Below are 3,291 nucleotides of genomic sequence, written 5' to 3'. Positions count from 1 at the left end.
TAAATAAACATATGTAAAAATAGTGTATATATGCTTGACAAAGATGAGCTCAATTGAGTATAATGAAGCAAATTTTGTGAAAGGGGGATCCGATGGATAAGAAAACCAAACGTCCTGAGGAGACGGAAGAGACCCTTCCCGAGCAAAAGAGTGAGAACCGGGAAGCGGAGCAGAAAAACGAAGAAAAGAGCGGCTGCGAGGAGCAGCTGGAGGCCTGTCGCAAAGAGGTGGAGGAGTACAAAGACCGCTATCTTCGTGCCCATGCGGATTTTGAGAATATGAAAAAACGCCTCGAGAAGGACAAGGCGACCGCCGTGGCTTTCGCCAACGAGGCTTTCGCCACTGATCTGCTGAGCGTGATCGATACTTTCGAGAACGCTTTGGCCGCCATTGATCAGATTGAAGGAGACGAAGCAGTCGAAAAGATCAAAGAGGGAATGGCTCTGACCTATGAACAGCTTCTGAAAGTTCTGAAAAAGCATGGAGTGGAAGAGATCGCCAACGAAGGGGTCTTTGACCCTCATGTTCATCAGGTCGTTCAGCAGGTCGAAAGCGAAGCGCATGAACAAAACGAGATCGTCCAGGTCCTCCAAAAAGGTTACAAGATGAAGGATCGGGTGCTGCGCCCTTCGATGGTGAGCACCAAAAAATAGAAAAAAGTTTATAGAAGGTGACTTAGGTTGCCTAGAAAACCGAAGAATCGTCCTATAATGGCACCAAAGAATCAGAAAAGGAGAAAGAGCAATGAGTAAACCGATTGGAATCGACCTGGGAACCACCAACTCCGCGATGGCGGTCTATGAGAACGGGGAAGCGAAGATCATCCCCAACAAAGAGGGGAAAAATACGACTCCCTCCGTCGTCGCTTTTACCGACAAAGGGGAAATCCTTGTCGGGGATCCCGCCAAGCGGCAGATGGTGACCAACCCTGAAAAGACCATCTACTCCGTCAAACGGATCATGGGTCTGATGTGCAACGAAGAGAAGGCCAAAGAGGCCAAAGAGCGCCTGCCCTATCATGTGGTGGACAAAAACGGCGCCTGCGCCGTGGAGATCGACGGGAAGATCTATACGCCCCAGGAGATCTCGGCCAAGATTCTGATGAAGCTCAAAGAGGATGCCGAGGCCTACCTGGGCGAGACCGTTACCGATGCGGTCATCACCGTTCCGGCCTACTTCAACGACGCCCAGCGTAAAGCGACCAAAGAGGCCGGAACCATCGCCGGATTGAACGTCCTGCGGATCATCAACGAGCCCACCTCGGCGGCTCTGGCCTATGGTCTCGAGAAAAAAGAGAGCGAAAACATCGCCGTCTACGACCTGGGAGGCGGTACCTTCGACGTGACGATCCTGGAGACCGGTGACGGCGTCGTCGAAGTTCTGGCCACCGGCGGTGACGCCTTCCTGGGCGGTGATGATTTCGACAACCGAATCATCGACTACATCGTCGAAGAGTTCAAAAAGGAAAATGGTATCGATCTCAAAGCCGATATCATGGCCCTGCAGCGCCTCAAAGAGGCGGCGGAAAACGCCAAGAAAGAGCTCTCCACCGCCACGGAGACCGAGATCAACCTGCCCTTCATCACTGCCGACGCCAGCGGGCCGAAGCACCTGGTGATGAAGATCACCCGGGCCAAGTTCGAGTCGCTGATCGAGGATCTGGTCGAAAAGACCATCACCAAGATCGACGAAGTCCTCAAAGATTCCGGTCTGAGCAAGAGCGAGATCAAAGAGGTCGTCATGGTCGGGGGATCGACCCGGGTACCTTTGGTTCAGGAGAAGGTCAAAGCCTACTTCGGCAAAGAGCTCAACAAGTCGGTCAACCCCGATGAGGTCGTTGCCATCGGTGCGGCGATCCAGGGCGGTGTCCTCAGCGGTGACGTCAAAGATGTCCTGCTGCTGGATGTCACTCCCCTCAGCCTCGGTATCGAGACGCTGGGCGGCGTGACCACCAAGATCATCGAAAAAGGAACCACCATCCCCGTCAAGAAGTCTCAGATCTTCTCGACGGCCGAGGACAATCAGCCCGCGGTGACCATCCACGTCGTCCAAGGTGAGCGGGAATTCGCCAAGGACAACAAGTCGCTTGGAATGTTCGAATTGACCGGTATCCCGCCCGCTCCCCGGGGTGTGCCTCAGATCGAGGTCACTTTCGACATCGATGCCAACGGTATCCTGACGGTCTCCGCGACCGACAAGGCCACCGGCAAGTCCCAGGAGATCAAGATCACCGGAAGTTCGGGTCTGAGCGAAGAGGAGATCCAGCAGATGATCCGCGACGCCGAAGCCCACAAACTGGAGGACGAGGCCCGTAAAGCGCTGGTCGAGCTGAAAAACAAAGCCGACGCCCTGGTGCATCAGACCAAAAAGGTCCTGGGAGAATTGGGCGACAAGGTCGAAGCCGGGCTCAAGGCAGCGGCCGAAAAGACCGTGGCCGAGCTCGAGGAGCTGCTCAAGAACGAGAGCGCGACCAAAGAGCAGATCGAGGCCAAGGTCAACGAGCTCAACGCCCACAACGAAAAGCTGGCGCAGCAGGCCGCCCAGGCCCAGCAGCAAGCCGGCGGTGCTCAGGGCGGCACGCAGGAAAAACCTTCCGATGACGATGTCATCGACGCCGAGGTGGAGTAATCCCCTCGGTTTTCATTTGAACCTTCTTGTTTCAAAGGCGGAGAGGCGAAAGCCTCTCCGCCTTTTTTTTATGCCGGATTTTCACTCTCCGATCAACTCCCGGTGCTCCACCATCGCACACATATTCTGCACCACATCGATTCCGTGCTCTTTGGCCTTTTCAGCGGCTTCGTTGTTGACGATGCCGATCTGGGTCCAGAGAACCTTCACATCGCCCCGTTCGATGCAGGCATCGGCGATGGGGCCCACCGCCTGGGGTTTGCGGAAGACCACCACCATATCCACCGGCTCGGGGATCTCTTTGAGACTGCGGTAGTAGGGGTGTCCGAGGAAATCTTCCCCTTTGGGGTAGATGGGATAGACCGTATAGCCGTGTTCGATCAGGTATTTGGTGACTTTGTGGCTATCTTTTTCGGGGTTGGGGGAGGCTCCGACCACGGCGATGCGGCGGCACGCCTGTAGATATCTTTTTACTTCCTCTTCATTGCTGTTGATTCTCGGAAATTCACACTCCATAAAGCATCCTTCTCGTATAATTTGGTCAATTTTACAGAGGAATGCGTAATGTTGGACTTAAAAAAGATCGGACGGGCGAGGAAGCGGATCGCCGACGTGGTGCTGCACACTCCCTTTGCCTACGCGCCGATTCTCAGTGAGCTGAGC

3 protein-coding genes are annotated in these 3,291 nt (G+C 54.6%); 2 read left to right on the top strand and 1 reads right to left on the bottom strand.

Features of this window, described 5'->3' with window-relative positions:
• Positions 1-92 precede the first annotated feature (92 nt).
• Together grpE and dnaK are read left to right on the top strand one after the other, a co-directional pair.
• On the top strand, positions 93-653 hold the full coding sequence (grpE, locus tag F8I07_RS05950; protein WP_292657016.1) for a nucleotide exchange factor GrpE: 561 nt from the start codon (positions 93-95) through the stop codon (positions 651-653).
• Positions 654-744: 91 nt separating this feature from the next.
• The gene (gene dnaK / locus F8I07_RS05945; protein ID WP_292657014.1) at positions 745-2,628 is read left to right on the top strand and encodes a molecular chaperone DnaK; all 1,884 of its coding nucleotides are present in this window, start codon (positions 745-747) and stop codon (positions 2,626-2,628) included.
• Positions 2,629-2,709: 81 nt separating this feature from the next.
• Here dnaK and F8I07_RS05940 read toward each other — a convergent pair whose 3' ends face one another.
• On the bottom strand, positions 2,710-3,144 hold the full coding sequence (locus tag F8I07_RS05940; RefSeq protein WP_292657012.1) for a CoA-binding protein: 435 nt from the start codon (positions 3,142-3,144) through the stop codon (positions 2,710-2,712).
• Between the last annotated feature and the right edge of the window lie 147 nt (positions 3,145-3,291).

Source organism: Nitratifractor sp. (assembly GCF_015487065.1).
Taxonomy (GTDB): domain Bacteria; phylum Campylobacterota; class Campylobacteria; order Campylobacterales; family Sulfurovaceae; genus Nitratifractor.
The sequence above is the reverse complement of the archived record's forward strand: the minus strand, read 5'-3'. Positions and strand labels throughout refer to the sequence as shown.